This window comes from Saccharopolyspora sp. NPDC049357 (assembly GCF_040677225.1).
GTDB lineage: Bacteria > Actinomycetota > Actinomycetes > Mycobacteriales > Pseudonocardiaceae > Saccharopolyspora.
In genome coordinates, this window is sequence record NZ_JBFAQJ010000011.1 from 153,356 (window position 1) to 173,536 (window position 20,181).

At 69.8% G+C, this 20,181-nt stretch carries 21 protein-coding genes; 11 read left to right on the plus strand and 10 right to left on the minus strand.

Features of this window, described 5'->3' with window-relative positions; all coding sequences use genetic code 11:
- Positions 1-7: 7 nt before the first annotated feature.
- From AB0J91_RS12360 to AB0J91_RS12380, 5 genes are all read right to left on the minus strand, one after another.
- Positions 8-880: an aldehyde dehydrogenase family protein gene (locus AB0J91_RS12360; RefSeq protein ID WP_363867250.1), complete on the minus strand. Its 873-nt coding sequence runs from the start codon at positions 878-880 to the stop codon at positions 8-10.
- Entirely contained in the window at positions 873-2,309 is a 1,437-nt protein-coding gene (locus tag AB0J91_RS12365) for an aldehyde dehydrogenase family protein (RefSeq protein ID WP_363867253.1), read from the minus strand. The genes AB0J91_RS12360 and AB0J91_RS12365 overlap by 8 nt, the downstream gene beginning before the upstream one ends.
- On the minus strand, positions 2,309-3,256 hold the full coding sequence (gene deoC / locus AB0J91_RS12370) for a deoxyribose-phosphate aldolase (RefSeq protein WP_363867256.1): 948 nt from the start codon (positions 3,254-3,256) through the stop codon (positions 2,309-2,311). Before deoC ends, AB0J91_RS12365 begins: the two co-directional genes overlap by 1 nt.
- 268 nt (positions 3,257-3,524) lie before the next feature.
- Positions 3,525-3,728, minus strand: a complete 204-nt coding sequence (locus AB0J91_RS12375; RefSeq protein ID WP_363867259.1) for a DUF397 domain-containing protein — start codon at positions 3,726-3,728, stop codon at positions 3,525-3,527.
- 21 nt (positions 3,729-3,749) lie between these two features.
- Positions 3,750-4,610 (minus strand): Scr1 family TA system antitoxin-like transcriptional regulator, encoded by an 861-nt coding sequence (locus tag AB0J91_RS12380; protein ID WP_363867262.1) that lies wholly within the window; start codon positions 4,608-4,610, stop codon positions 3,750-3,752.
- Between the two features lie 201 nt (positions 4,611-4,811).
- On the opposite strand from AB0J91_RS12380, the gene AB0J91_RS12385 reads away from it, so the two are divergent.
- From AB0J91_RS12385 to AB0J91_RS12400, 4 genes are all read left to right on the plus strand, one after another.
- Positions 4,812-5,057: a zinc finger protein gene (locus AB0J91_RS12385; protein WP_363867265.1), complete on the plus strand. Its 246-nt coding sequence runs from the start codon at positions 4,812-4,814 to the stop codon at positions 5,055-5,057.
- 88 nt (positions 5,058-5,145) lie between these two features.
- Positions 5,146-6,279, plus strand: coding sequence for a glutathione-independent formaldehyde dehydrogenase (locus AB0J91_RS12390; protein ID WP_363867268.1), 1,134 nt, complete (start codon positions 5,146-5,148; stop codon positions 6,277-6,279).
- A gap of 72 nt (positions 6,280-6,351) precedes the next feature.
- On the plus strand, positions 6,352-6,975 hold the full coding sequence (gene upp, locus AB0J91_RS12395; RefSeq protein ID WP_363867271.1) for a uracil phosphoribosyltransferase: 624 nt from the start codon (positions 6,352-6,354) through the stop codon (positions 6,973-6,975).
- Positions 6,976-7,174: 199 nt separating this feature from the next.
- On the plus strand, positions 7,175-8,257 hold the full coding sequence (locus AB0J91_RS12400; RefSeq protein ID WP_363867274.1) for a glycosyltransferase family 2 protein: 1,083 nt from the start codon (positions 7,175-7,177) through the stop codon (positions 8,255-8,257).
- Between the two features lie 67 nt (positions 8,258-8,324).
- Here the strand turns inward: AB0J91_RS12400 and AB0J91_RS12405 are convergent, their stop codons facing one another.
- The 5 genes from AB0J91_RS12405 to AB0J91_RS12425 form a co-directional block, all read right to left on the minus strand.
- The gene (locus tag AB0J91_RS12405; protein ID WP_363867277.1) at positions 8,325-8,660 is read right to left on the minus strand and encodes a hypothetical protein; all 336 of its coding nucleotides are present in this window, start codon (positions 8,658-8,660) and stop codon (positions 8,325-8,327) included.
- 249 nt (positions 8,661-8,909) lie between these two features.
- Positions 8,910-9,362, minus strand: coding sequence for an NAD(P)H-dependent oxidoreductase (locus AB0J91_RS12410; protein WP_363789886.1), 453 nt, complete (start codon positions 9,360-9,362; stop codon positions 8,910-8,912).
- Positions 9,363-10,985 carry a phospho-sugar mutase gene (locus tag AB0J91_RS12415; protein ID WP_363867280.1) on the minus strand — a complete coding sequence of 541 codons (1,623 nt, stop codon included), beginning with the start codon at positions 10,983-10,985 and terminating at the stop codon, positions 9,363-9,365. It abuts the gene before it with no gap.
- Positions 10,982-11,791, minus strand: coding sequence for a purine-nucleoside phosphorylase (locus tag AB0J91_RS12420; RefSeq protein ID WP_363867283.1), 810 nt, complete (start codon positions 11,789-11,791; stop codon positions 10,982-10,984). Before AB0J91_RS12420 ends, AB0J91_RS12415 begins: the two co-directional genes overlap by 4 nt.
- Positions 11,792-11,967: 176 nt before the next feature.
- Positions 11,968-13,656, minus strand: a complete 1,689-nt coding sequence (locus AB0J91_RS12425) for a protein kinase (protein ID WP_363867286.1) — start codon at positions 13,654-13,656, stop codon at positions 11,968-11,970.
- Positions 13,657-14,044: 388 nt separating this feature from the next.
- Here AB0J91_RS12425 and mbhE point away from each other — a divergent pair, with 388 nt between their 5' ends.
- Genes mbhE through mnhG form a run of 7 tightly spaced genes read left to right on the plus strand, consistent with a single transcriptional unit; the run spans position 14,045 to position 20,028 of the window.
- On the plus strand, positions 14,045-16,366 hold the full coding sequence (gene mbhE, locus AB0J91_RS12430) for a hydrogen gas-evolving membrane-bound hydrogenase subunit E (RefSeq protein ID WP_363867289.1): 2,322 nt from the start codon (positions 14,045-14,047) through the stop codon (positions 16,364-16,366).
- Positions 16,363-16,902: an MnhB domain-containing protein gene (locus AB0J91_RS12435; RefSeq protein ID WP_363867292.1), complete on the plus strand. Its 540-nt coding sequence runs from the start codon at positions 16,363-16,365 to the stop codon at positions 16,900-16,902. The genes mbhE and AB0J91_RS12435 overlap by 4 nt, the downstream gene beginning before the upstream one ends.
- Positions 16,899-17,348: a Na(+)/H(+) antiporter subunit C gene (locus AB0J91_RS12440; RefSeq protein WP_363867295.1), complete on the plus strand. Its 450-nt coding sequence runs from the start codon at positions 16,899-16,901 to the stop codon at positions 17,346-17,348. Before AB0J91_RS12435 ends, AB0J91_RS12440 begins: the two co-directional genes overlap by 4 nt.
- Positions 17,345-18,880 (plus strand): Na+/H+ antiporter subunit D, encoded by a 1,536-nt coding sequence (locus AB0J91_RS12445; protein WP_363867298.1) that lies wholly within the window; start codon positions 17,345-17,347, stop codon positions 18,878-18,880. Before AB0J91_RS12440 ends, AB0J91_RS12445 begins: the two co-directional genes overlap by 4 nt.
- A complete protein-coding gene (locus AB0J91_RS12450) occupies positions 18,873-19,421 on the plus strand; it encodes a Na+/H+ antiporter subunit E (protein ID WP_363867301.1) in 549 nt (182 codons plus the stop codon). Before AB0J91_RS12445 ends, AB0J91_RS12450 begins: the two co-directional genes overlap by 8 nt.
- Positions 19,418-19,684, plus strand: a complete 267-nt coding sequence (locus tag AB0J91_RS12455; RefSeq protein WP_363789868.1) for a monovalent cation/H+ antiporter complex subunit F — start codon at positions 19,418-19,420, stop codon at positions 19,682-19,684. The genes AB0J91_RS12450 and AB0J91_RS12455 overlap by 4 nt, the downstream gene beginning before the upstream one ends.
- A complete protein-coding gene (gene mnhG, locus AB0J91_RS12460; RefSeq protein WP_363867304.1) occupies positions 19,681-20,028 on the plus strand; it encodes a monovalent cation/H(+) antiporter subunit G in 348 nt (115 codons plus the stop codon). The genes AB0J91_RS12455 and mnhG overlap by 4 nt, the downstream gene beginning before the upstream one ends.
- The last annotated feature ends 153 nt before the right edge of the window (positions 20,029-20,181 follow it).

Below are 20,181 nucleotides of genomic sequence, written 5' to 3' on the forward strand. Positions count from 1 at the left end.
AGTGGCCTCAGGTTCCCACGGGGTGCCAGACCGTCTTGATCTCGGTGAAGGCGCGCAGCCGCTGCAGATCGGGTTCGCCGGTCCAGTCCGGTTCGCCGCGGACCGGCAGCACCCGCTTGACGGTGTCGGCGGCCGAGCGCGCGAGCTCGACGCGCAGCTCGGGGGAGGCCCCGGTCGGGTCCAGCGCGTTGACGTCGGCGTGGGAGGCCAGCCACGGGCCGAGCTCGGCGGCCCGGCCGGTCAGCACGTTGACCACCCCGCCCGGAACGTCCGAGGTGGCCAGCACCTCCGCGAGCGTGATCGCGGGCAGCGGCCGCTCGCCGGAGGCCACGACCACGCAGGTGTTGCCCGCGGCGATCACCGGAGCGGTCACGCTGACCAGCCCCAGCAGCGAGGACTCCTGCGGCGCCAGCACTCCCACGACCCCGGTCGGCTCGGGAGTGCTGAACGAGAAGTACGGGCCCGCAACCGGATTCGACGCGCCGAGCACCATCGCGATCTTGTCGGTCCAGCCCGCGTACCAGACCAGGCGATCCACTGCGGTATCCACAGTGGACAAAGCGGACTCCCGCGAGACGCCTTCGGCGGTGGAGACCTCGGCCGCGAACTGCTCGCGCCGCCCCTCCATCACCTCGGCGATGCGGAACAGCACCTGGCCCCGGTTGTAGGCGGTGGCACCGGACCAGCCGCCGAACGCCTTGCGGGCTGCGGCGACGGCGTCGCGCACGTCCTTGCGGGAGGCGTGCGCGACGTTGGCCTGGAACTCCCCGTCCGCAGAGGTCACGGCGAACACCCGTCCGGATTCGGAGCGCGGGAACGCGCCACCGATGTAGAGCTTGTAGGTCTTGGCGACGGCCAGCCGGCCGGCAACGTCAGACATCGAGGTACGCCTCCAAACCAGCCCGGCCGCCCTCGCGGCCGAACCCGGATTCCCGGTAGCCGCCGAAGGGCGCGGTCGGGTCGAACCGGTTGAACGTGTTCGCCCACACCACGCCCGCGCGCAGCTTCTGCGCCGCCCACAGGATCCGCGAGCCCTTCTCGGTCCAGATCCCGGCGGACAGCCCGTAGGGCGTGTTGTTGGCCTTGGCGATCGCCTCGTCGGGCGTGCGGAACGTCAGCACCGACAGGACGGGACCGAAGATCTCCTCGCGGGCGATCCGCATCGACTGCTGCACCTCGGAGAACACCGTCGGCGCGAAGAAGAAACCGCGTTCCGGCAGCCGGCAAGGGCTGCTCCAGCGCTGGGCGCCTTCGGCGGAACCGCCCTCGACGAGCTCGGTGATCTTGCTGAGCTGCTCGGCGGAGTTGATGGCGCCGACGTCGGTGTTCTTGTCCAGCGGGTCACCCACGCGCAGCGTGCTCACCCGCGCGCGCAGCTTCTCCAGCAGTTCCTCGGCCACGGTCTCCTGCACCAGCAGCCGGGAACCTGCGCAGCACACGTGGCCCTGGTTGAAGAAGATGCCGTTGACGATGCCCTCGACGGTCTGGTCCAGGGGCGCGTCGTCGAAGACGATGTTGGCGGCCTTGCCGCCCAGCTCCAGCGTCAGCTTCTTGCCGGTCCCGGCCACGGTCCGCTGGATCTGCTTGCCGACCTCGGTCGAGCCGGTGAAGGCCACCTTGTCCACGTCGGAGTGCGCCACCAGCGCGGCCCCGATGTCACCGGCACCCGGCACGATGTTGACCACGCCCGCCGGCAGCCCGGCCTGGTGGCAGATGTCGGCGAACACCAGCGCGCTCAGCGGAGTCGTCTCGGCGGGCTTGAGCACCACGGTGTTGCCGCAGGCCAGCGCCGGCGCGATCTTCCACGCCAGCATCAGCAGCGGGAAGTTCCACGGGATCACCTGTCCGGCCACGCCCAGCGATTTCGGGTTGGGCCCGAAACCGGCGTGGTCGAGCTTGTCGGCCCAGCCGGCGTGGTGGAAGAAGTGCGCGGCGGCGGTGGGGACGTCGACGTCGCGGGATTCCTTGATGGGCTTGCCGTTGTCCAGCGTCTCCAGCACCGCCAGCTCGCGGGAGCGCTCCTGGATGAGCCGCGCGATCCGGAACAGGTGCTTCGCCCGCTCCTTGCCCGGCAGCTTCGACCACACCTGGTCGTGGGCGCGGCGCGCGGCGGCGACCGCCCGGTCCACGTCGCCGGTGTCGGCCGAGTACACCTCGGCGAGGGTTTCCTCGGTCGCAGGGTTGATGGTCTTGATGGTCTGCCCGCCGCCGTCGACGAACTCGCCGTCGACGAACATCCGGTAGTTCGGCTTGAGGTCGGCGAGCTCGCGCGACTCCGGCGCGGGCGCGTACTCCCAAGGGCTGGTCATCAGTCCACCGCCACGTGATCGGGGCCGCTGTAGTGGCCTTCGAGCTGGGTTCGCCGCTGCATCAGCAGATCGTTGAGCAGGCTGGACGCGCCGAACCGGAACAGGTCGGGGGTGAGCCACTCGGGGCCGGCGACCTCGTGCACCGCCACCAGGTAGCGGATCGCGTCCTTGGTGTTGCGGATGCCGCCCGCGGGTTTGACGCCGCGCAGCTCACCGGTCGAGTCCCGCCAGTCGCGCACGGCCTGCAGCATCAGGTGCGTGACCGGCAGCGTCGCGGCGGGGGAGACCTTGCCGGTGGAGGTCTTGATGAAGTCTCCTCCGGCCAGCAGCGCCAGCCATGACGCCCGGCGCACGTTGTCGTAGGTCGCCAGCTCGCCGGTCTCCAGGATGACCTTGAGGTGGGCGTCCCCGCAGGCGGCCTTGACGGCCTTGATCTCGTCGAAGACCTGCCCGTAGCGCCCGGCCAGGAACGCGCCCCGGTCGATGACCATGTCGATCTCGTCGGCTCCGGCGGTCACGGCGTGCTCCACGTCGGCCAGCTTCACGGCCCGCGCGGCTCGCCCGGAGGGGAACGAGGTGGCCACCGAGGCCACGTGGATCCCGGACCCGTCGAGCTCGGCGACGGCGGTGGCGGCCAGGTCGGAGTACACGCACACGGCTGCGACCCGCGGAACCCCGTCCTGCCCGGGGTCGGGCCGCCGAGCCTTGGCGCACAGCGCCCGGACCTTGCCCTCGGTGTCGGCGCCTTCCAGGGTCGTCAGGTCGACCATGGAGATCGCGGTGTCGATGGCCTGCATCTTGGAGTTCTTCTTGATGCTCCGGGTGCCCAGCCCGGCGGCCCGCTGCTCCAGCCCCACCTGGTCGACGCCAGGAAGACCGTGCAGGAACCGGCGCAGCGACCGGTCATCCCGCACGGCGTCGTCAAGATCGAACGGCGTCCATGCCATGCCCGGCAGTCTAGGTCCAGACCTCCGGGTGGGCGTCCGGATGGAGCGTTCACGCCAAATCGCCCATGACCGGTAAACCCTGCTCCCGGCCACCCGCCGCCATAACCACACCTGGCTCAACCCAGCCAACGCCCCCGAAGAACCAGGCGCCGCCACCCACCCGGGACCCCACACCGAACCCCCGATGCCAGGAGGCCCCGGAATACCGCAGTAATCGGGCACCTGATTACTGCGGTATTCCGGGTGAGGTGACCGAGGCGTTACGGGGTCACGGGTGGTGTTGCTGGTTGCGGAGGCCGGAGAGGAAGTCGTTCCACCGCTCACGGCTGAAGGCGAGGGTGCCGCTCTCGCGGTCCTTGGTGTCGCGAACCCCGACCACCTCGTCGGTGACCGCGACCTCGACGCAGTAGGAGTTGTTCGCGCTGCGGCTCGACTTTCGCCACGCGGTGTCGGCTAAGCGAACAGAATTCATGCATCGAACTGTAGTTGTCGGTCAGCGGCCACGAAAGGCATTTGTGATGAGGTCAAGGGAGTCTTCCCTGGTGAGGGCGCTCCTGCTTGCTTCACCATGAGCAAGGCCGTATTCACGGGTCGCCATTGCATCCATGATCAGTTGTGTCGATGTGACGGTCTCCTGCCACAGCAGTGCGGGGAGCCTTCCGCTCGGGAAGGTCATCAGCGCGAACCCCGACCCACCCATCGCCGGGTGCCCGGTCGCATCGAACGGGACCACGCGGAGATCGAGCGAAACCGGATTCCGGTGGATCAGATCGGCGAGGTGCTTCAGCTGCGCGGCGTGGACTTCAGGGCCACCTACCTGCTGTCTCACAGCTGCTTCGCCCATGACGGCTGCCATTTGAAGTGGCTCGTCACCGGATATCCGACTCTGGCGGGTGATGCGGCATTGGATGCGGCGATCGACTTCTGCCAGCCGAAGGTTCGGTGCACCGGCCTCGATGATCGCCCGTGCGTAGTCAGGGGTCTGGAGCAAGCCGTTCACGAGGTCGCCGTCGTACGTCCGCAGGCTTTCCGCGCCGTGTTCGAAGCCGAAGAAGCGGAGGAGTTCATCGCTGAACAGGGCTGAGTACTTGGTCCACCACCCGCGTTGGGTGGCCTGTTCGCGCAGTTCCCGGAGCTCGTCGGCCTCTTCGGTGTCGATCTCGTAGAGCTCGATCAGTTCGTTGAGCCTGCCCTCGGAGAGATTCTTCTTGCCGTTCTCGACGTCGGACAGGTACGCCGCCGCCACGCCCGTCTGCTTCGCCGCGCTGGCTGAGCGAAACCCGCGTTCCTCGCGCCTCTCTCGGAGCCGAAGGCCGATCGCCCACATCGCGACGGTGGCGGAGATCGGTGCCATGTGAGCCTCCCGGGTGATCTACAAGCTGAAGATCCAACTCGATTGGTTGATGCCTGTAGGTAATTAACCGACTGTCTTCTATCTTGATCTCAAGCGGTGACGATAGCAACACGCAGGGTCATCGCCGGCGGTGGCGCCGGTCGGTCTTCCTCCCCCGACTCCCGGCCGGCGCTCCGCGTCCGACGATCACCGGGAGGAAACGTGTCCGAGCTCTTCAACGGCGAGCAGCTGGTCGCTTACTGGCGTCCGCACGGCGGCCTCCGCCACGCCCTGCACCCCGCCGAACCGCCGCACCCGGGCCAGGTCCGCGAAACCCTCTGCGGCGAGACGATCAACCTGGGCAAACCGACCGCGATCGACTGGCTGTCCCCGACCTGCGACACCTGCTGGCTGACCGCCACCGCGACCCGCGGCCGCCTTCACCCGCCCCGGGGCGATTCCCGCTGAAGTCCTCCGACCGTGGGAGTGCGCTCGGCCGGAGATGGGTAGTCCCCTGGGGCCATGAGCGGTCACGCATGTGTTCTGGAGGTCTGAGATGAAGGCCGTCGTGTACCAAGAGCCTTACCGGGTTGCTGTGAATGAGGTGGAGAGTCCGAGGATCCAGCATCCCAGCGACGTGATCGTGCGGGTGACCTCGACCGCGATCTGCGGCTCGGACCTGCACATGTACGAGGGGCGCACGGCCGCTGAGCCGGGAATCGTGTTCGGGCACGAGAACATGGGCGTCGTCGAGGAGCTCGGCGAGGGCGTCGTCGGCCTGAGCAAGGGCGACCGGGTGGTGATGCCGTTCAACGTCGCCTGCGGGTTCTGCAAGAACTGCATGGCGGGCAACACCGGCTTCTGCCTGACCGTGAACCCCGGGTTCGCGGGCGGGGCCTACGGCTACGTCGCGATGGGGCCCTACACCGGTGGGCAGGCCGAGTACCTGCGGGTCCCGCACGCCGACTTCAACTGCCTGAAGCTGCCCTCCGGCAGCGAGCACGAGACCGACTTCGTGCTGCTGGCCGACATCTTCCCGACCGGCTACCACGGGTGCGAGCTCGCGCAGGTGTCGCCGGGCGAGACCGTCGCGGTGTACGGGGCGGGGCCGGTGGGCCTGATGGCCGCCTACTCCGCGCTGCTGCGGGGCGCGTCCCGGGTGTTCTGCGTGGACCGCGTCTCGGAGCGGTTGGCCAAGGCCGAGGAGATGGGTGCGATCCCGATCGACTTCTCGCAGGGCGATCCGGTTCAGATGATCAAGGAACGCACCGACGGCGAGGGGACCGACAAGGGCGTCGACGCCGTCGGCTACCAGGCCCAGGTCGGCGACGCGTCCAAGGAAGAACCCGCCATCGTGCTCAACTCGCTGATCGAAACCGTGCGCCCGACCGGGCGTCTCGGCGTGCCCGGCCTCTACGTGCCCGCGGATCCGGGCGGTCCGTCGGAGGACGCCAAGAAGGGCATGCTGCTGGTGTCGATCGGGAGGATGTTCGAGAAGGGCCAGGTCGTCGGCACCGGCCAGTGCAACGTCAAGCGATACAACCGCCAGTTGCGCGACATGATCATCTCGGGTCGGGCGAAGCCGAGCTTCGTCGTCTCCCACGAGCTGTCGCTGGACGACGCCCCTGATGCCTACAGCAAGTTCGATCAGCGCATCGAGGGGTACACGAAGGTCGTCCTGCACCCGTAGACGTGCGATCGGAGACACGTTCGCGCAAGTCGGTACGTCGGGGGTGGAAAGCGGCCGTTACGGTTGTCCGTCATGGACGTTCGGGTCGTGGACCACCCCCTGGCGAAGTCGCGGTTGTCGACGATGCGCGATGCGCGCACCAACAGCGCCGCCTTCCGCGCGGCGTTGCAAGAGCTCACGCTGATGCTCATCTACGAAGCGACCCGCGACGCCGAACTGGCGGAGGAGCCCATCCACACGCCGGTGGCCAAGACCACCGGCTACCGGATCGCGAACCCGCCGCTGCTGGTCCCGGTGCTGCGCGCCGGGCTGGGCATGGCCGACCAGGCGCACCGGTTGATCCCGGAGGCTCAGATGGGCTTCGTCGGGCTCGCCCGGGACGAGGAGACCCTGCAGCCCACCCCGTACCTGGAGTCGCTGCCCGCGGACCTCACCGGCATCCCGGTGCTGGTGCTGGACCCGATGCTGGCCACCGGCGGTTCGATGGTGCACACGATCGAGCTGCTGGTCGAGCGCGGCGCCACCGACGTCACCGCCATCTGCACCCTCGCCGCGCCCGAGGGCGTCCGGCGCCTCGAAGAGGCCGGCCTGCCGGTGAACGTGGTGACGGCGAGCATCGATGATCGGCTCAACGAATCGGGCTTCATCGTTCCCGGTCTCGGCGATGCCGGGGACCGCGAGTACGGGGCCGTCTGACCCCACGACCCGTTCGCGATACCGCGTCGGAGCGCGGGCGCAACGCGAAGTTCAGCGCCAATTAGGGCATTTGATCAGCACTCGTTTGCCCCTTCCGTGGCACGCTGAGTTCGTGGTTTCACCGCGAAGACACACGAACCGCTGGTCGTTGGTGCTCGGTGCGGTCGCCGTGGGGGTGTTGGTCCGCAGCGTGCGCACGATGCGCCAGACGCGCGCCATCGCGTCGCTGCGGGAACCCCGATCGGGTGAGGTCGCGCCGCCGAAGGTCACCGTGGTCGTCCCCGCCCGCAACGAAGCCGCTGTCCTCGCCGACTGCCTGAACTCGATCGTGTCGCAGACCCACGGCACCCAGCACGAAGCGCTGCTGCGGGTGCTCGTGGTCGACGACGGCTCCACCGACGGGACCGGCGAGATCGCCCGCGAGTTCGCCCGCCGCGACCCGCGCGTGGTGCCGGTGCGGGTGGACTCGCCGCCGCCCGGCTGGGGCGGCAAGGTGCACGCGATGCACGTCGGCGTGGAGGCCGCCGGTCCGCCGGAGGCCGGTGAGTGGCTGCTGTTCCTCGACGCCGACACGGTCGCCGCGCCCGATCTGCTCAGCCGCCTGCTGGCCACGGCCGACGCCATCGAGGCCGACCTCGTCTCCACCCCCGGCGGCCCGCCTGCGGCCCGCTCGGCGACCTGGCCGCTGCTGATGCCGCCCGGGTTGCAGCTCATCGGCGAGAACGCCTCACCGGACGGCCGGGGTCGCAAGGCGTTCGCCATCGGCCACTGCATCCTGGTGCGCCGCTCGCACTACGAGAAGGTCGGCGGCTGGGCCGCGTTCGCCGCGATCCGCAACGAGGACGTCGCGATCGCCACCGCCGTGCGCGACCACGGCGGCACCACGCGCACCGTCGACGGCCTCGACCACCTGCGCACCAGCGGGATGGACCCCTTCGAGCAGGGCTGGGCGTCGTTCCGGAAGAGCTTCGTGGCGGGCACCAAGGGCTCGGCACCGGTGCTGGCGGCCATCGGCCTCGGCCAGATCGCGATGTCGCTGGCCGCGCCGCTGTCGGTGCTGGTGGGGCGCGGACGTCGGCCCGTGCTGACCGCGCTCGGGCTCGTCGGCTGCGCCGCGCAGGGCGCCGCCCACGCCGGGACGGCGAGGATCATGCGGGCGAACCCCGAGCTCGCGCCGCTGGCACCGATCAGCGGGGCGCTGTTCGGCGTGCTCCTGCTCGACGGCGCCGTGCGCGCCCACCAGGGCCGCGACCAGTGGAAAGGTCGTCGTTCGAGTTTCTAGAAGAGCGGCCCGGCCGGACGGGCCGGCCGGGCCATCGCGTTGATTCGAGAAGGATCTTCAGAGACGGTCAGCCCACGGAGTCGCTACGCAGTCTGCGCATCGCGATCGGTGCGCCTGCCAGGTCCTCCTCGTTGCACATCAACTTCAGGTCGTAGTACGGGGCGCCGTCTCGATCGTCGTAATCGAGATGAACCGCGATCACATCGATCGGTTCGCCGAGCCAGTTCTGGGCCTCGCGAAGCCACTTGGCGGATCGTTCCAAAGCCGCCGGTAGGTCGTCGTCACGGAACTCGACCGGCCGGTAGGGAACGCCCTGAACCTGGTCGTGAGGACCAGAAGGCTTGGGGAGATCCACGGAGACGCCGGAGTCATCGAGTTCGAGTCGGATCGTTTCCTCACTCACTGTCGCAGGGTAACGCGTACGGCCCCGGAAATGCTGCTGGAGGGCCTGCGGATTCCTCGACGGTCACGAGGAGCGGGTGGCGGCTGATTACGATGAGCGAAGGTGCGGGGCGCCCCGAACATCGCACGTGATGAGGGAAGGCGGGCTCTGTCCGGGGCGCCCCGCCGTCGTCAAGGGGCGCGCCCCGACGACACGATCAGGTTATAGGAGAGGCCCCAACCAAGATCAACTGGGTGGTCCCGGGACCACCTACGGCATCAGGTTCGCGGCCACCGTGGCGCCCAGCTCCCAGCAGGAATCCAGATCGGACTTCTCCGGCGCGCCCAGGACGGTCGCGGGCTCGGCCGCCTGCTGCCAGCCCAGCCCGGTGGTGATCGAGGTGATCGCGCGCTGCGCTCCCTCGATGCCCTCGTTGCCGTGCACGTAGTAGCCGAACGGCCGTCCGCTGGTCGCATCCAGGCAGGGGTAGTAGATCGTGTCGAAGAAGTGCTTCAGCGCGCCCGAGATGTATCCCAGGTTGGCCGGGGTCCCCAGCAAGTAGCCGTCGGCGTCGAGGACGTCGGAGGCGGTGGCGCTCAGCGCGGGCCGCCGCACGACCTCGACCCCCTCGATCTCGTCGGTCGTCGCACCTGCCACCACCTGCTCGAACATCGCCTGCATGCCGGGCGAGGGCGTGTGGTGCACGATCAGCAGCTTGGCCATCTACTCCTCCACCAGGGCCGTCACGGCTCGGGTGAGCTCGTCCAGGCGGTCCGCGGCGCGCTGCTTGGCCTCCGCCAGCGGCAGCTCGCCGACCTGCTCGACCACCTGCAGGTAGCACTTGAGCTTCGGTTCGGTTCCCGACGGGCGGATCACCACGCGCAGCCCGCCGTCGCCGGTGACCACCAGCGCGTCGGTGTCCGGCAGCAGGTCGCGCGTCCGCACGGCCGTTCCCGCCAGCTCCTGCGGCGGTTCGCCGCGCAGCCGCTCCATGATCCGCGGGATCACCGCCAGGTCCGTCACCCGCACGGACACCTGGCCCGTCTGGTGCACGCCGTGCTCGGTGAACAGCTCGTCGAGCAGGTCCAGCAGGTGATCGCCCGAGGCCAGCAGGCTCGCGGTCAGGTCGCAGGCCAGCACCGCCGCCGAGATGCCGTCCTTGTCGCGCACCCGGTCGGGGTCGACGCTGTGCCCCAGCGCCTCCTCGTAGGCGTACACCAGGCCGGTTCCCTCGCCGTCGCCCGCGCGCACCAGCCACTTGAACCCGGTGAGCGTCTCGGCGTAGCGGACCCCGAACTCGGCGGCGATCGAACGCAGCATGCTGGAGGACACGATCGTCGTGGCGACCAGCGGGTCCGGCGCCGATTCATCCAAAGTGGACAGGACGTGCCAGGCCAGCAGAACGCCGGTCTCGTCGCCGCGCAGCATCCGCCAGGTGCCGGCCTCGCGCACGCCCAGCGCGCACCGGTCGGCATCCGGGTCCAGCGCGATCGCGAGATCCGCGTTGATGTCCTCGGCCAGCTGCAACAACTCGTCCGTCGCGCCGGGCTCCTCCGGGTTCGGGAAACCCACGGTCGGGAAGTCCGGGTCCGGTTCGGACTGCGAGGCCACGAAGTGCACGTCGTCGAAACCCGCGCGCTGCAACGCCCTGCGCAAGGTCTTCGCGCCGACGCCGTGCAGCGCCGTCGCCGCCACCCGGACCTCGCGGTCGCCGCCGCGCGGCAACGCCGACACCCGGGCCAGGTAGTCGTCCTGGCCGGACTCCAGCAGCGTCCAGTTCTGCTTGCGCGACACCGCGTTCGCCGCAGGCGTCTTGGCGATCGCCGCCTCGATCTCGGCGTCGGCCGGGCCCACCAGCTGGACGCCGCCACCCAGGTAGAGCTTGAAACCGTTGTCCTGCGGGGGGTTGTGCGACGCCGTGATCTGGATCCCGGCCACCGCGTCCAGCGCCCGCGCGGCGTGGGCGACCACCGGCGTCGGCAGCGGCTCCGGCAGCACCCGCACGTCGAAGCCCACCGCCGCCAGCACACCCGCGACGTCCTGGGCGAAATCCTCCGAACCGTGCCGGGCGTCCCTGCCCACCACCACGATCCCGCCGCCGAGCCCCTGCTGCACCAGCCAGCTCGCGACCCCGGCGGTGGTGCGCACGACCACCGCCCGGTTCATGCCGTTGGCACCCGCGCGCACCGGGGCGCGCATCCCCGCCGTGCCGAAGCGCGGCATGCCCGACATCCGGTCGGCCAGCTCGGGCGAGTCGAGGAGTTCCCGCAGCTCGTCCTGGGCGCGAGGGTCGACGTCGTCGGCGATCCACTGCTCCGCGGCCGCCCGGACATCCGGCTGGGTCACGCCGCCTCCAGCAACGCCCGCAGCAACCGGCCCATCCGCGATGCCGAAACCCTGCCCGCCTCCAGGACCTCCTCGTGGTTGAGCGGCTGACCGCTCAACCCGGCCGCCAGGTTCGTCACCAGTGACAAGCCGAACACCTCGGCGCCCAGCGACCGCGCGGTGATGGCCTCCAGCACGGTCGACATGCCCACCAGGTCAACGCCGAGGGTGCGCAGCATCCGGATCTCGGCCGGGGTCTCGAAGTGCGGACCCGGCAGACCCGCGTAGACGCCCTCCTCCAGCGAGGAGTCGATGCCGTGCGCCAGTTCCCGCAGCCGCGGCGAGTAGAGGTCGGTCAGGTCCACGAAGTTCGCGCCCACCAGCGGCGACAGCGAGGTCATGTTGATGTGGTCGCTGATCAGGACCGGCTGCCCGACCTGCATGCCCTCGCGGATGCCGCCCGCCGCGTTGGTGAGCATCACCGTCCGGCACCCGGCCGCTACGGCGGTCCGCACGCCGTGCGCGACCTTCACGATGCCGTGGCCCTCGTACATGTGGGTGCGGCCGAGGATGACCAGCACGCGCTTGTCGCCCACGGGCACCGAGCGCATCTTGCCGGTGTGCCCGACGGCGCCCGGCTTGGCGAAGCCCGGCAGCTCGTCCATGCCGATCTCGGCTTCGGGCGTCCCGATCTCGTCGGCGGCGGGCTGCCAGCCGGAACCGAGGACGACGGCCAGGTCGTGGCCGTCGGCACCCGTGAGCTCGGCGAGCTTCGCCGAAGCCTCGTGGGCGAGGGCGGACGGGTCGGAGATGTTCGTAGCGGTCACGGCCGGGCAGCTTAGTCTCTCCGTTTTTCCGGCGCGTGCTCGTCCGCCTCACCTGCGGTCGGTTTTGGTCCGAACTGACCGGGCAAATGGGACATCGAGCGTGGACGGTTCGGACCAGAACCGCCATTGGCGACGACGATCCGCAGCGGGCCGGTGCTCGCGACCGGTCCGCGGCCTCAGTCGGCGGGTTCGAAGGTGGGGAGCACCTGGTCCAACAGGGCCTCCGCCTTCTGCCACTGATCCGGACTGCTGGTCACCCGGACGATCCAGAGGTCGTCGCCGGATTGCCGCAACGCCGCCGTGGTGCGGCGCTCGATCTCCTTAGCCGGACCGCTGAGCAGCTGCTCCACCTTGGTCGAGTAGACGACCCTGCGCACGCCGTTGACCGTGTGGAAGCTGTTGACGGTGACGTCGGCCGCCGGGCCGCCGATCGCTCGCGGCAGCTGCGTCTGGTAGCCGTCCAGCGTCAGACCCCTGTCGAAGTAGCCGCCGTAGCGCTGCACCGCGACCTCCGTGGCCCCATCAGCGGACACGAACGCGACCACCGAGTTGTTCGAGAGGTCGTTGCGCTCGCTGTGGAAGGTGCGCCACCCGGCCGGAGCCATGATCGAGAACTCGCCGCCGTTGGGTGCTGCCGAGTGCTTCGCGTTCTCCCTGTGCGGCGTCAGCGCCGGAAGCGCCGGGTTCGGGTCCGAGGTGGACGGTGGCTCCAGCTCCGGCAGCAGCGACTGGCCGGCCATCAGTCGCGTCGCCGCGAACGAGCCGATCAGCGCAGCGGTGAACAGCAGCAGCGCTGCCAGCACCAGCGCGAACGCGCGCAGCGGACGGCGCTTCTTCTTCGGCGGGTCGTGCAGCGCGAACGGTGGCGGACCGGGATCGGCCGCCAGCGGCGCCGAACCGGTGAGCTGCGGAGCGGGCGGGATCGACGGTTTGTCCTGAGAGGTCTGCTGCAGCACCCGCTGCCGGACCCGGACGGTCGGCGCTTCGGGATCCAGCAGCATCGCGAACGGACGGGCGCCCGGCTCCGGCAGCAGGTGCTGCAACCGGCGCCGCACCTCCGTCAAGGGCATCCGCTGCGCCGGGTCCTTGACCATCAGCGCCCGGATCACGTCGCCCACCGCGCCCGGCCGGTGCAGCGTCGGAACGGGACCGCGCACGACCTCGGTGACCGTCGCGAGTGGATCGTCGCCCACGTCGTAGGGCGGGCGACCCTCGGCGGCGGCGAACAGCGTGGCGCCCAAACCCCACAGGTCCGCGGTGGCCGTCACCGCTTCTCCGGCGGCGACCTCGGGGGCGATGTAGGCCGGAGTTCCCAGCAGGATCCCGGTGTTGGTGAGCGTGTGCTCGGCGACGTTGCGGGAGATGCCGAAATCGCTGACCTTCAACCGTCCGTCGTCGCCGATCAGCACGTTGCCCGGTTTGACGTCGCGGTGCACGATCCCGGCCCGGTGCGCGGCGTCCAGCCCGGCCGCGACGCCGTCGGCGATCACCGCGAGCTGGTTGTCGTCGAGCGCGCCGTGGTCGTCGAGGATCGCCGCCAGGCTCTGCGACGGGACGAGCTCCATCACCACGAACGGCTCGTCCTGATCGCGCGCGACGTCGTAGAGCGTCACCACGTTGGGGTGCGACAGCACCGCGATGGCGCGTGCCTCGCGCAGCGCGCGTTCGCGCAGTTCGGCCGCCTCTTCCTCCGGCATTCCCGGCGCGAGCTTGACCTGCTTGACGGCCACCGGGCGATGCAGCAGTTCATCTGTGCCGTACCACACGGTGCCCATCGCGCCGCCGCCGAGCTTGCGCTCCAGGCGGTACCGGTCGGCGATCAGCCGGCCGATGCCGGCGAGGGTGTTCTGGTTGTCGGTGGGCACGGCCACATTTTCCACCTTCGGTCCGACAGTCGGGCCGGAACGGGTCCGAAGACCTCCGAAAACTCAGCGGCGAGACTTCGACCACCGGGAGATCGCCCAGGTCGGGAGACGATGTTACGCCACGTGAAGAATCCCACTCGCAAAGTCGCGGTGTCGTACCGTTTTCGAGGCGAACATTATTTCGGCGCAACGAAAAACCGCCTCCCAGCGGCCCGGACGCTCCGTTGCGCGGTGTTGGCGCGAGCCGGGTGCGTGCAGATAACTTGTCAGTGGTCGGACCTTCCGGACATCCGCGACGACTGATCGCGTCGTGGTGCGCGGACCTCCTGGGTGGCGAATGATCGGACGAGGCTGGCAGGCATGACAACAGCGGTGCGGAGGAGGTGCTTTGTTCGGCTTCGTCATCGCGCACCTGTTGGTGGCCGTGCTCCTGCCGCTGGTGGCCCGGCGCAACACCCGCGCAGCGTTCCTGATCGCCGCGATCCCACCCGCCGCGGCCGCCGTCTGGCTGCTCGCCCGCACCCCGCAGGTGCTCGCGGGCGCGACGATCATCGAGACCGTGCCCTGGGTGCCGCTGATCGGTCTGAACTTCGGCTTCCGCCTGGACGCGCTCGCGCTGGTGATGACCATCCTGGTCTGCGGCCTGGGCGTGCTGGTGCTGATCTACGCCGACTCCTACTTCGCCCGAGGACGCGGTGACGCGCGGCGTTCCGCACCGCTGCTGCTGGGCTTCGCCGGAGCGATGCTCGGACTGGTCGTGGCCGACGACCTCACCACCGTCTACATCTTCTGGGAACTGACCACGGTCTGCTCGTTCCTGCTGGTCGGGCAGGCGGGCATCAGCCGCGAATCCCGCCGATCGGCGCTGCAGGCGCTGATGATCACCAGCCTCGGCGGTCTGGTCATGCTGCTCGGCTTCGTCGTGCTGGGCGAGACGGCGGGCACCTACCGGATCTCCGAGCTCATCGCCCACCCGCCGACCGGCACCGCCACCGCCGTGGCCGCGGTGCTGATCCTGGTGGGCGCGTTCACCAAGTCCGCGCAGCTGCCCTTCCACAACTGGCTGCCCGCCGCCATGGTCGCCCCCACCCCGATCAGCGCCTACCTGCACGCGGCGTCGATGGTCAAAGCCGGTGTCTTCCTCGTCGCCCGGCTCGGCCCGATCTTCGCAGCGCAGCCCGAATGGCGCGTTCCGGCCGTGGTGTTCGGCCTGGCCACCATGCTCTTCGGCGGCTGGCGCGCGCTGCACGAGCACGACCTGAAGAAGCTGCTGGCCTACGGCACGGTCAGCCAGCTCGGCTTCCTGATGGTGCTCTTCGGCGCGGGCAGCCACGACGCCGCGCTCGCCGGAGCGACGATGCTGCTGGCGCACGGCCTGTTCAAGGCCACCCTGTTCCTGGTCGTCGGCATGATCGACCACCAGGCCGGCACCCGCGACATCCGCAAGCTCTCCGGGCTCGCCGCCCGCCAGCCGTGGCTCGCGGTGATCGCCGCCCTCGCCGCTGCGTCGATGGCGGGACTGCCGCCGATGCTCGGCTTCCTCGGCAAGGAGGCCGCGTTCGGCGCGTTCCTGTCCGGCCCAGCGGGTGCCGCGGTCGACGTCTTCCTGGTGCTCGGCTCGATGCTCACCGTCGCCTACAGCCTGCGCATGTGGTTCGGCGCCTTCGGGACCAAACCCGGGCTCGCGCCGACCACCGTCAAACCCGCCGACCTGCAAGCCCTGATCCCCGCCGGGCTGCCCGCGCTCGCCGGCCTGCTGCTGGGCGTCGCCTACCCGGTGGCCCACGAGCTCGCCGACGGCTACGCGACGTCCTACGAGTCCGTCGGCAAGCCCGCCGAGCTCGCGCTGTGGCACGGCTTCAGCCTCCCGCTCGCGCTGTCGGTGCTCGCCGTCGCCGGTGGCCTGGGGCTGCACCGGGCGCGCACCCCGCTCACCGCCTGGCGCAACCGGCTCCCGCAGCCGCTCAACGCCCAGCGCGGCTACGAGCGGATCACCGCGCTGCTGGAACGCGTCGCGGTCGCCGTCACCGCGCGCACCCAGGTGGGTTCGCTGCCCACCTACCTCGGCATCATCCTGGTGACGGTCGTGGCCATCCCCGGATCGGCCCTGCTGATCCAGTTCACCGTGCCCGACGACCTGCGCGCCTACGACAACCTGCTGCAGGTGCCGCTGAGCCTGGGCGTGGTGCTCGCCGCGCTGGCCGTGCTGCGCGCCCACCGCCGGCTCACCGCGGTGCTGCTGGTCGGCGTCATCGGCTACGGCATCGGTGGGCTGTTCATCGTCGACGGCGCACCGGACCTCGCGCTCGCCCAGTTCCTGGTGGAGACGCTGACCGTCGTGGCGTTCGTGTTCGTGCTGCGCAGGCTCCCGGAGCGCTTCACGCAGGCCGACTCGTCGAAGGCCATCCGGATCCCCAAGGCGATCATCGCGAGCGCCGCCGGACTGTTCGTCGCCTTGGCCGCGATCGGCTTCAGCTCGGCGCGCCAGGCACCGCCGGAGGCCAGCCAGTACTTCATGGATCACGCGGAGAAGGGCGCCGGGGCCACCAACGTGGTCAACGCGATCATCGTGGACTTCCGCGCCTTCGACACCGTCGGCGAGATCGCCGTCCTCGCGGTGGCCGCGACCGGTGTCGCCAGCCTGATCCTGGCCTCCAGGCACGAACGCCGGAGGCGCGAGCAGACGCAGCAGCAGGAGGTGCGCAAGTGAGTCCCTCGACCAAGCCGTCATGGACGAGCTGGGACGCGCCGACCGAGCGCTGGCTGCTGTCCGGTTTCCGCCGCGAAGGCCAGGCCCGCTCGGTGCTGCTGGAGCTGGTCGCGCGCATCGTGTTCCCGACCGTGCTGGTGCTGTCGATCTACCTGCTGTTCGCCGGGCACGACCGCGCGGGCGGCGGCTTCACCGGCGGCCTGGTGGCCGGGCAGGCGTTCCTGCTGCGCCACCTCGCCGGTGGCCGCATGGACGACAGCGCCGTGGTCTCGATGCGACCGCCGGTGCTGATCGGCCTCGGCCTGACGATCGCCTGCGTCTCGGCGTTCCTGCCGCTGCTCTTCGGTGGCCAGCTGCTGGAGACCGCGATCTACAAGTTCACCCTGCCGCTGCTCGGCGAGATCAAGTTCGTCAGCAGCGTCGTCCTCGACACCGGTGTGTTCCTGCTGATCGTGGGCGTGGTGCTGGACCTGCTGCGCACCCTCGGCTCGGGCATCGAGGCCGATGCCGACGCGGCGGCGAGGGGGCGGCGATGACCATCAACCTGACCGTCGCGTTCGCCATCGCGGTCCTCTACTCGGTGGGTTTCTACCTGCTCATGCAGCGTTCCCTGATGCGGATCCTGCTGGGCATCGTGGTCCTCGGCCACGGCTCGAACCTGCTGCTGCAGATCGCGGGCGGCCCGCCCGGACGCCCCCCGATGCTCGACGTCGCCCGCCCGGAGGAGATGACCGATCCGCTGCCGCAGGCCATGGCGCTGACCGCCATCGTGATCACCTTCGCGCTCACCACGTTCCTGCTGGCGCTGGCCTACCGGTCCTGGACGCTGCTGGGCCACGACGAGGTCCGCGACGACGTCGAGGACCGCCGGATCCAGCGGTTGGAGAAGCGGCTGGAGTCCGGTGATGAGTCGGACGACGAGGACTCGACGGACGACGAGAAGTCGACGGAGGACGAACCGGCGAAGGAGGCGGCGCAGTGACGGTTCTGGTCGCCCTGCCGGTCCTGCTGCCGCTGGCCGCCGCCGGACTCTCGCTGGCCCTCGGCCGCTTCGCCGACGTGCAGCGGATCCTCGGCCTGCTGGTGCTGGGCGTGATCATCGCCGACGCGGCGGTGCTGCTCTACGCCTCCGACCAGAGCGGGCCCGTGGTGCTGCAGATGGGCGCGTGGCCGGCTCCCTTCGGCATCACGCTCATCGCCGACCGGCTCTCGTCGTTGCTGCTGCTGGTGTCCTCGGTCGTGACGTTCGCGGTGCTGATCTACTCGATCGGGCAGCGCATCACCGACTACGGCCGGGAGCGCTCCAGCACGACGTTCCACCCGATGTACCTGATGCTGTGCGCGGGCGTGTCCCTGGCGTACCTCACCGGCGATCTGTTCAACCTCTTCGTCGCCTTCGAGATCATGCTCAGCTCGTCGTACGTGCTGATCACCCGCCGCACCACCTCCACCCGGGTCCGCGCGGGCATGACCTACACGATCGTCAGCCTCGCCTCGTCGCTGCTGTTCATCACCATGATCGCGCTGGTCTACGCCTCGACCGGCACGGTCAACCTCGCCGACCTGGGCACCAAGGTCGCCGACCTGCCCCGCGGCCTGCAGATCGCGCTGGCGCTGCTCGTGGTGATCGTGTTCGGCGTGAAGGCCGCGATGGTGCCGCTGCACTTCTGGCTGCCGGACAGCTACCCCACGGCGCCTGCGCCGGTCACCGCCGTGTTCGCCGGCCTGCTGACCAAGGTCGGCATCTACGCGCTGATCCGCACCCAGACGCTGGTGTTCTCGCACGCCGAGACCTGGGACCTGATGCTCGGCATCGCGCTGATCACCATGATCGTCGGCGCGCTCGGCGCCCTCGCGCAGAACGACCTCAACCGGTTGCTGTCGTTCCTGCTGGTCAGCCACATCGGGTACATGCTGTTCGGGCTCGGCGTCTACAACGTCGTCGGCCTGACCGGCGTGATCCTCTACGTCGTCCACCACATCACGGTGCAGGCGACGTTGTTCCTGGTCAGCGGTCTGATCACGCGGCACAGCGGAACGGTTGCGCTGACCCGCATGGGCGGCATGGCCAAGGCCACCCCGCTGATCGCGGTCCTGTTCGCGCTCCCGGCGCTGAGCCTGGCGGGCGTGCCGCCGTTCTCCGGTTTCGTCGCCAAGCTCGCGCTGCTGCAGGCGGGCATCGGCAGCGGAACCATCACCGGCTACGCGGTGACCGCCGGTGCCGTGCTGACCAGCCTGCTGAGCCTCTACGCGATGGCGCGGGTGTGGACCAGGGTGTTCTGGGGCCAGGTGAAGGCTCCCGCTCCGGACCCGGACCCGACCGACGAACTGGTCGTCGGCACCGCCAGCTCCAGTCGTCCGATGCTGGCCGCGACCGGCGTGCTCGTCGTGTCCAGCCTGGTGATCGCGCTGGTCGCGGGCCCGCTGGGAGAGGTCGCGGGCCGCGCGGCCGGGGACCTGATGCACGGCGAGATCTACCGGGCCGCGGTGCTGGGAGGTGGCTCCCGTGGGTGAGCGCATGCCGAAGCACAAGCGCCTGCTGCGCCGGGTTCCGCTGGTGGTCTGGCTGACCGCGGTGTGGGTGCTGCTGTGGGGCAGCTTCGACGTCGGCACGCTGTTCTTCGGCGTGCTGGTGGCGCTGCTGGTGACCCTGCTGTTCCCGCTGCCGATGATCCGCACCGGCATGGTGCTGCGTCCGCTACCGCTGCTGCGGCTCGTCGGCTACCTGGCCTGGGACCTGGTGATCTCCACCCTCCGGGTGGCCTGGCAGGCGGTCTGGCACCGGCGCAGCGCCAAGGCGGGCATCGTGGCCAGCACGCTGCGCACCGACTCCGACCACCTGATCGCGATCGTGGCCAGCGCGGTGTCGCTCGCACCGGGCAAGTTCGTGCTGCAGATCGACCGCGCCAACCGCACCTGCTACGTCTACGCGCTGGGCCTGCGTCCCGGCGAGGAGGACTCGGTGCGACGCGAGATGTGGTTCCTGGAGCGGCTGGTCGTCGACGCGGTCGGCTCCGCCGGACAGCGAGAACTGGTCAGGGGTGATGCGGGGTGATCTGGGTCTTCGCCGTGACCTTCGTGCTGCTGAGCGTGGCAGGGCTGCTGGTGGTCGTCCGGTTGCTGCTCGGCACGACCACGCTGGACCGGATCGTGGCCGTCGACGTGCTGGTGACGCTGGTCGTCGCGGGCACCTGCGTGGGCATGGGCTTGCAGCAGGACGGGTCGAACATCGCGCTGCTGGCGGCCTTCGCGCTGCTGGCCTTCATCGGGTCGATCAGCACCGCGAAGTTGATCGAGAGGAAGGAGCCGTACCGATGAGCTGGACGGACGTCGTCTCCGCGATCTGCCTGATCGGTGGCGCGCTGTCCTGCCTGTTCGGCGCGATCGGGCTGCTGACCTTCCCGGACGTGACCGCGAGGCTGCAGGCCGCCACGAAACCGCAGACGCTGGGCCTGATCCTGATCCTGATCGGCACCGGAGTGCAGCTGGACCTCGGTTATGCCACCGGATTGATCCTCGTTGGACTGTTCCAGATGCTCACCGCGCCGGTTCTCGCGCAACTCGTGGGTCGGGCCGCTTATCGCACCGATAGCGTGGACCGGGACACCTTGATCGTCGATGAGCTCGGGGAGCGAATCGATCGTGAACCGGGAGTTCGCTGAACCGGCGGTTGTCCCCCGACGGTCGTTCTAGGACTGTCCTCACTGGGGGGAGTCGACCTCGTTCGCTCGCGGCACGTGTTCGATATGATCGACTCCGACCGGAACGGGTGACCCCTGGACGGGGGTCGCGGAAACACGACCCGGATGTGTCGG